General features: G+C 62.4%; 4 protein-coding genes and 1 pseudogene. 3 read left to right on the top strand and 2 right to left on the bottom strand.

What is annotated here, in order from left to right; genetic code table 11:
• Positions 1 to 886: 886 nt before the first annotated feature.
• Positions 887 to 1,783 (bottom strand): annotated as a pseudogene (locus N181_RS04450) (IS110 family RNA-guided transposase); the annotation flags it as partial.
• Positions 1,784 to 2,037: 254 nt separating this feature from the next.
• Here N181_RS04450 and N181_RS04445 point away from each other — a divergent pair.
• The 3 genes from N181_RS04445 to N181_RS04435 all read left to right on the top strand — a co-directional run bounded on the left by N181_RS04445 (position 2,038) and on the right by N181_RS04435 (position 6,439).
• On the top strand, positions 2,038 to 2,436 hold the full coding sequence (locus N181_RS04445) for a catalase family protein (protein WP_014857746.1): 399 nt from the start codon (positions 2,038 to 2,040) through the stop codon (positions 2,434 to 2,436).
• Between the two features lie 52 nt (positions 2,437 to 2,488).
• Positions 2,489 to 4,279, top strand: a complete 1,791-nt coding sequence (locus N181_RS04440) for a di-heme-cytochrome C peroxidase (protein WP_014857747.1) — start codon at positions 2,489 to 2,491, stop codon at positions 4,277 to 4,279.
• Positions 4,280 to 4,357: 78 nt separating this feature from the next.
• On the top strand, positions 4,358 to 6,439 hold the full coding sequence (locus N181_RS04435) for a patatin-like phospholipase family protein (RefSeq protein ID WP_015633459.1): 2,082 nt from the start codon (positions 4,358 to 4,360) through the stop codon (positions 6,437 to 6,439).
• A gap of 63 nt (positions 6,440 to 6,502) precedes the next feature.
• On the opposite strand, the gene N181_RS30965 is transcribed toward N181_RS04435, so the two are convergent.
• A protein-coding gene (locus tag N181_RS30965) for an IS630 family transposase (protein WP_086018849.1) occupies positions 6,503 to 7,457 on the bottom strand; the annotation gives its coding sequence in 2 pieces (ribosomal slippage) (positions 6,503 to 7,108 and positions 7,110 to 7,457; 954 coding nt in all).
• Between the last annotated feature and the right edge of the window lie 227 nt (positions 7,458 to 7,684).

Raw genomic sequence — 7,684 nt, 5'->3', positions numbered from 1 at the left:
TCTCATCCAGATTGTCGCGCTGATCTCAGCCAGATTGTCGCTCTACACTCAGCAGATATGTAAAATCGCTTATTTGGATGGAGGCTATTGAGGAGATGGAAGAGTGGTCGCACGCAGGTGCAAGCCTATCGGCGCTGTCACTATCGCCTGCGGGTGCGGGGGTGCCGGAAAGAGAGACGATGAGCAGTTACCCGCTGGCGAGCGGTGGACAAGGAGGAGACCGATCCGCCACTACGAAACAGCGAACGCGTTCGTCGCGCATCCAGGCAACGTAGCGGTGGAGTTGCGCCTGGCACGACAATTATGGCAGTGGGCTCACGCCACCAGCCAAGCAACTTCGGCCAGGGGTCGCGCGACCGACGTGCAGCGGTAGCCGCGCGGCGAGGCTTTTGGCTAGGCTGAAGAGGATAGGTCAGCATGGCCACATATGTCTGGCCGCAAGCTAACCTTAGTAGCCGACCGCTTGAAGGATGCCCGCTTGTCTCACTGAGCTGATGATGGACGGGCACCAAGTGTTAGACTGCATTCAATAGCTGACGGCTGCCGCACACACTGGCAGCGAAGACGTCGCTTTGACAGACGTCTGACTTCGTCAGGCTGCAGCGCGACATATGTGGAACGACCCGCTTGGCAAGGGCATTTTTCAGCGATTCATCCCGCGGGAACGGTGCGGTCATATGTCCGGCCTATCAGCGCGGTTCTGTGGACCGCTGGCCTCGATGAAATCCGCGAAACGAGTGACTGATCAACCAAACGCGCTCGAAGCGCAATGGCGCGCTGGCCTCTCTCGCCTCGGGATTTCGTCCCGTTGTGGAATCATCGCTTGTTTGCGCACCTTGCCACTGGCGGCTACCGTGCCGCGCAGTTCGTGATGTTCGTTGTCAGCTTATGAGCTGGCCGCACTGCTCTCGAGACCGCGATATGTTCCGCCCTTGGTCAGGAGCGCCCAGATGATCCGCGCCATTTTGTTGGCGAGCGCGATCGCAACGACCTTGAAAGGCCGTCGCGCTAACAGTGCGACTAGCCACCGTGGGGCTTTGTGGTTGCCTCTTGCATGTCGCAGGACCGAGGTTGCACCGGCGACGAGCAGAGTGCGAAGCTCGGGATTGCCCATCTTCGATATTTTGCCCAATCGCTCCTTGCCTCCGCTCGAATGGGATCTCGGCGTTAATCCCAGCCATGCGGCGAAATGGCGCCCGGATTTGAACCCACCCGGGTCTGGGACAAGCGCCTTGATGGAGGCCGACGTAATGGCTCCGACGCCAGGGATTGTGGCCAGCCGCCGCATGTCTTCGTCATGCTTCACTTCGGCGACAAGCTCTCGCTCGAGTTTGTTGATCTGCAGCGCCAGTGCGTCGATTTGATCCGCAATTGCCGTCAAAGCGAAGCGGGCCGCGTTCGGGAGACGCGCATCGGTTTCATCACGCACGATCGCGATCAGGCTTGCAATTTTCGCCGTGCCGATGCCGGCAATGATCCCCAGTTCGGACAGGTGAGCACGTAGCGCGTTGATCGTCTGAGTTTGCTGACGAACCAGAAGGGCGCGTGTCTTCAAGACCATCGCCGCCGCCTGCTGTTCGGGGGATTTCACCGGAACGAAGCGCATCGTCTTGCGCGTCACTGCCTCACTAATCGCCTCAGCGTCGGCTGCATCCGTCGTCCCCCGTTTGACGAACGGTTTGACATAGGCCGGCGGAATCAAACGTACCTCGTGGCCGAGTGCGCCGATCTCCCGCGCCCAGTAGTGCGAACCGCTGCAGGCTTCGATACCAACCAAACATGCCGTGCCGTCACGGCTCATCGGGCACCGGCTGCGCGTGCGCCTTTACGACGAGCGTCTTGACCTCTTTATCGGCGGCACGCATCTGATGACTCCGCGGCTCGTTCACGGATTCGCGGTATCACACCTGGGTCTGTTTCGAATTCATCGACAAAACTGGCGTCAGCCGCTACGTCCGCTTCCGGCTGATCAACGCCGACCGCGGCCCCGATCGCGGCCTGCCGCGCCCCGAATTCAAGGCTAACGGCCATCCATCCATGGACGCTGAGGCTGACGACGATCGGGCTCCCGACTTCCTGCGCAAGGATTTCATTCACCGCGTCAGGCGCAGTGACGTGCGCTACATCCTGCAGGCGCAGCTGCGTGACACGCCGCCGCCGCCGGTCGGCAATCACGAGCTGTTCGACCCGTCCCAGCCGTGGAACGAATACTGGTTCCCCTGGGTGGACATGTTCGAAATTCGCCTTAACGAGGTCATCGACGACCAGGCGGCCGTGAGCCGGCTGGAGATGAATCCAAACCGGAGCCCGGAATGCATTCGCATTCCTTTGGCGACCAGTCCAGATGATTACGCATCGCTCGGTCACGCACGCGCAATCGTCTATCCGGGCGCGCGAGCGGCGCGGGCGGCAGTGCCGCCGCCCCAGAATAATTAGAGGACCACGCCGCACTGGAAGGGGCGCTTTCAAGCTTTGGGGGTAAAGACGCATGAAACGCAAGTCGCGATTTTGGCCTATCCTGCTCGGGTTCACCGTGCTGGTCGCAGCCGGCCTCTATTATGTGGTTCGGATGTTTAGCGTCGATCTTCCTGACTATCCGAAGGTGGACAAGGTCACCTGGCTCGAGCAGAACTGGTCACAATCACAACGCGGTTGGATGCACCATGCCGACCAGGGCACGGTGACCTTCTCGATGCCCTACGAATGGCTGGCGGCGTTGGAGCAGCCCACCTTCACGCTGACAGCCGGGCCGCCCTTCCTGTCCAGCGATTATCTCGACCGCTTCGGCTTCATTACGGCGGATTCATCCGGCCTTCCGGTCGGCTTTGCCCATGGCGGCGATCTTGTCGATCCCAAAACCGCCCAACCGTGGGTCAACCCAGCGACCGGCAGGCCGCTCACCACCGTCGGGCTCACCTGTGCGGCATGCCACACCGGTCGCTTCACTTACAAGGGTACTGCCGTGATGGTCGATGGCGGCCCGGCACTCACCGATCTTGGAAAATTCCGCAAGGCTTCAGGATTGGCCTTGTTCTTCACCCGCTATGCGCCTTTCCGTTTCGACCGCTTCGCCACGGCAGTGCTCGGGCCGCAGGCGGATGAAAAAGCCAGGGCCGTGCTCAAGAAACAGCTCGACAAGGTGCTTGCGGGTGGCAGGATCGAAGTCGATCTCGAAAAGAAGGTGGCCGAAAAAAGTATCGAAGAGGGGTTCGGCCGGTTGGATGCACTCAACCGGATCGGCAACCAGGTCTTCTCGCTCGACCTTGAGCGGCCGGAGAACTACGTCGCTCAATCCGCGCCAGTCGCTTTCCCACATATCTGGGACACGTCCTGGTTCGATTGGGTCCAATACAATGCCTCGATCATGCAGCCGATGGTGCGCAATGCGGGCGAAGCGTTGGGGGTCCGCGCCTTCATCAATCTCACCAAGTCGGAGCAGCCACTCTTTGCCTCGACGGTGAAGGTCGACACGATTTTCGAGATCGAGCAGCAGTTGGCCGGCAAGCAACCGACGGCAGAGAACGGCTTCACCGGCCTGCGTCCCCCGCGTTGGCCTTCCAACCTGTTCGGTTCGATCGATACCAAACTCGCAACCGAGGGCGCCGCAGTTTACGCCGACCGGTGCCAGGGCTGCCACCTGCCACCGGTCGGCAGTGAGGGCTTTTGGGAGCAGAAGCACTGGACGAACGAGAATTCGGCCGGCGAGCGCTATCTCCGCGTGCCCATCATCAACGTCGAGAATATCGGCACGGATCCGGCCCAGGCCCAAAGCATGGCGGAGCGCAAGGTCAAGCTTCCCTCCGAGCTCGGCATCGACACCGACTCGTTCGGCAGCGCGCTCGGCGCGCTCGTCGCAAAGACAGCCGCTCGCTGGTACGACAACCAGACCCCGCCGGTGCCGGCCGAGCAACGGGGGATCATGAATGGCAATCGCCAGAACGGCATCCAGGCGCCGCTTGCCTACAAGGGACGGCCGCTCGACGGCATCTGGGCGACGCCGCCCTTCCTGCACAACGGCTCGGTGCCGACCATCGATGCCCTGCTTTCCCCGGCCGGCGAACGGCCGAAGACGTTCTGGCTCGGCAATCGCGAATACGACCCGGACAAGCTTGGCTATCTAACGGACGAATTGAAGGGTGGCTTCAAGTTCGACACCGCAAAGCCGGGCAACAGCAATGCCGGTCACGAATTCAGCGACACCCCCGGCCCGGGCGTGATCGGCCCGGCGCTGAAGCCGGATGAGAAGGCGGCGCTCATTGCATACCTGAAGACATTGTAGGCAGCCGGCGGCAGCCGTGCACGAACGTCATGGCGCCCGCCGGGATCAATGCGGCGCCGCTCAACTGAGGGAACAGTGATGACCGACGGCTCCAAACCGACCTTCGAAATCGGCATTGCGATGTCGGGCGCGATTTCGGCGGGCGCCTATTCGGCCGGAGTCTTCGACTTTTTGATCCAGGCACTCGACGCATGGGAAAAGGCAAAGGCGGAGGGGGCCCCCGACTTGCCGGAATACGACGTTCGCCTGAAGGCGCTCTCCGGGGCCTCTGCTGGCGCGATCACCGCCGCCATTGGCGTGATCGCCGCCGGCGGCCGCGAGGCTCCCGCGACCTTCCCAAGTCCCGCCCCCGGCAGCCAGAACATCCGCTTCACTCTCGGACGTCTTTACCGGTCCTGGGTGACCCGCCCGACGCTGGTTTCCCCCGACGGCTCACCCGACCTGCTGTCGCTCAAAGACCTGGCGGGCGGGCGGCCCGTCATCTCGGTTTTAAACGCCAACGTGTTGACCGCGATTGGGGCTGAGGCGTTGGAGGCGACGGGTACCCTCAGCCCACGCCCCTATGTCGCCAGTTCGCTCCATTTCTACATGATGCTGTCGAACTTGCGCGGCGTGCCTTACGCGATCCACTTCAGCGGCGGTCAATACAACATGATGACGCACGCCGACCGCGTGCACTACGTGGTCGAGGGCATCGGCACGTGGAAGCCGTCCCCCAGCCCCTTCGCCGACACAGATTCGGGCACGTCGATCGCGGCCACGTCACTGTTCGGCGCAACGGGCGCGTCGACGCGCCCGCCGGAATGGCTTGCCTTCGCCAATGCCGCCCTCGCCTCCGGCGCCTTCCCGATTGGCCTTTCACCGCGCGTGATAGCGACGGCCACCTCGCAATATGCAAAGGCGAAGTTTCCGATTTCCGAGGATCAATCAGAGCTCAAACCAATACCCACGTGGCCGGACGCGTGGCATGTCCCGTCGTCGCAAGACTATCCCTTTTCGTTCGTCTCTGTCGATGGTGGCCTCATCAACAACGACCCGTTCGAATATGTCCGCTTCACCCTGATGAAGGACCCGCCCCGGCCCAATGAACGGAACGCCGAAAAGACCGATCGAGCCGTTATCATGATCGCGCCCTTTCCCGAGGGGCCACCTTTTCTCGGCGATGGCGAACCGCCGCTCGGGGTGCTCAGCATTGCCAGGCGCGTGGTGACGGCGCTCCGCCAGCAGGTACGCTTCAAGCCTGATCAGTTGCTCGCCGTCGCCGCCGAAGGCACCCACAGCCGGTTCATGATCTCGCCACACCGCGTGCCGCCTAGTACGCCCGGCGGCGAGGAGCGGGAGGAGACCTTCTCGATCGCAAGCGGTTTGCTCGGCGGCTTCGGCGGTTTCGTCCTGGAGGCGTTCCGCGACCACGACTACCAGCTCGGCCGCCGTAACTGCCAATATTTCTTGATGCGCCATCTCACCATCGACAAGAACCATCAGACGCTACACGGGCCGGAGGGCGCAGCCGAACGGCGAAACGCGGTGATCAGCAAGACCCTTTCGGACGGCAGCATGCATGACTATGTACCGATCATTCCCCTCGTCGGCGATGCCCTGCCGGAGGTGCCCTATCCTCGCTGGGCGCGAATAGACGAAAACGCCTTCGCATTGCTGGTCAAACGCATCGAGGCGCGACTGGTCGCCGTCGCGCGGCGTCTTGTCAGCACCGAGACGACGAGCGCTCGCATGAAGCTCGGGCTGAACTTCCTGCTGCTCGTCGGCCGGAATAGGATCGTCGACTATATCCGCCTGACACTTCTGCAGGAGCTGGTGATGCGCGACCAGATCGAAGGCTGGCCTCTCCCGGCGGCCGACTTACGGCCGGACTTTGTGCGCGCCGTCCTCGCGGCTCTTCTCGATCCCGCTTTCGACTTGCGCACAGAAGCAGGCATCGCCCGCACCACCAAACTTGATACCTCTCTGGTCCGAGAAATTCTCAGTACCCTCGCCGGCGCCGCGGGTGCGAACTGCCAGGTGTGGCTTGCGCCGTGGACCCGGACCGACGAGCCTTTGCTCTACACCCTGGTTTCACGCCGTCCCTCCTTCCTTGCCACATTACTGCAAGGTCGGACCCCTGCGCGATTATTCGCAAAGCCTGTCGTAGATCGGAAATAGCAAAGACTCGTGCGCTGCGAACTTCAGCAGCCAACTGAGACTTTCCGCTAGAGCATCGGACATTTAATCGGACGCATATCCAGCTTCCTTGAGGTAGTTCCAGCAATCGGTTCTGTTGAAGAGGTCGCAGATGTTGCCGATTGCCTTCCAGAGTGCGTCGAAGGTTCTGGCTGCGGCGGCGCGCAGGTGCGCCTTGAGTTTGGCGAAGGCCATCTCGATAGGGTTGAGGTCCGGACTGTAGGGCGGCAGGAACAGGAACCAGGCGCCCCTGTCTCTGAGGCATTCTGCGGCGCGTGCGCTCTTGTGGAAGGCGAGGTTGTCGAGGATGACGACGTCGCCCTTGGCAAGGGTCGGCGCGAGCTGGGTTTCGACCCAGGTGTCGAAGGCCGGCCGGTTGATCGCCTTCTCGATCACCCAGGGGGCGGTGATGCCATGGCAGCGCAGCCCGGCGATGAAGGTCTGCGTTTTCCAGTGGCCGAACGGCGCATCGGCGATGAGCCTCGTGCCGCGCAGGCTGCGGCCGCGCAGCCGCACCATCTTGGTGTTCACCGAGGTCTCGTCGACGAAGACGAGGCGATGGGGCTCGAGCCGCATCCTCGGCTGGCGCAGCTCGATCCAGACGCGCCGCTCAGCCCGGATCGCCGCGCGTGCGCGCTCCGACGCCATCAGGACTTTTTTTATATGTGAAGCCGCGCCGACACAGGAAACGGGAAAGCTCGGCCGGGGCGGCCTTCATGCCTCGTTCCGCCGAAAGCCGGGCCGCCAGTTCCGGCATGGTGATGTCCGGCTTTGCTTCAACCGCCGCGACCAGGAAAGCCTCGAAAGCCACAAGCCGACCGCCCGGCGGGCGGCCCTGACGGACCGGCGCCGCCGTCCCATGCCGCTCAACGCGCTGCATCAGCTTGACTGCAAAACTCTCACTGACCCCGAAATGGCGCGCCGCAGCACGCCGAGAATGCCCCGCCTCGACAAACCCAACAACGCGATCACGAAGATCCGACGAATAGCTCTTGCCCATGATCCACCTCCCATCACGGTGAATCACAAATCTCCGCAAAAGGGAATCGGGAGGGTTCTGTGAGGTCGCGCAGGGATGGGCTGGCGAACTGACGCCGGGCGCGACCTCATTGAAGCCGGATTGAACTGGCCCGCTGACGCTGGCACGGCGCTATGGATTTAGTGCTGCGGCGTTTGATCTTGGCGCGCCGATATTGATGGCGCGCGCCGCTGCGGCGGGGGCAATGG

The sequence above is a fragment of the Sinorhizobium fredii USDA 205 genome, assembly GCF_001461695.1.
GTDB lineage: Bacteria > Pseudomonadota > Alphaproteobacteria > Rhizobiales > Rhizobiaceae > Sinorhizobium > Sinorhizobium fredii.
This window is presented reverse-complemented; position numbering and strand designations above follow the sequence as displayed.

Bases quoted from the DNA above. Each gene is read 5' to 3' on its own strand.
- N181_RS04440 (WP_014857747.1), top strand. From the start codon at position 2,489: ATGAAACGCAAGTCGCGATTTTGGCCTATCCTGCTCGGGTTCACCGTG.
- N181_RS04435 (WP_015633459.1), top strand. From the start codon at position 4,358: ATGACCGACGGCTCCAAACCGACCTTCGAAATCGGCATTGCGATGTCG.
- N181_RS04445 (WP_014857746.1), top strand. From the start codon at position 2,038: ATGGACGCTGAGGCTGACGACGATCGGGCTCCCGACTTCCTGCGCAAG.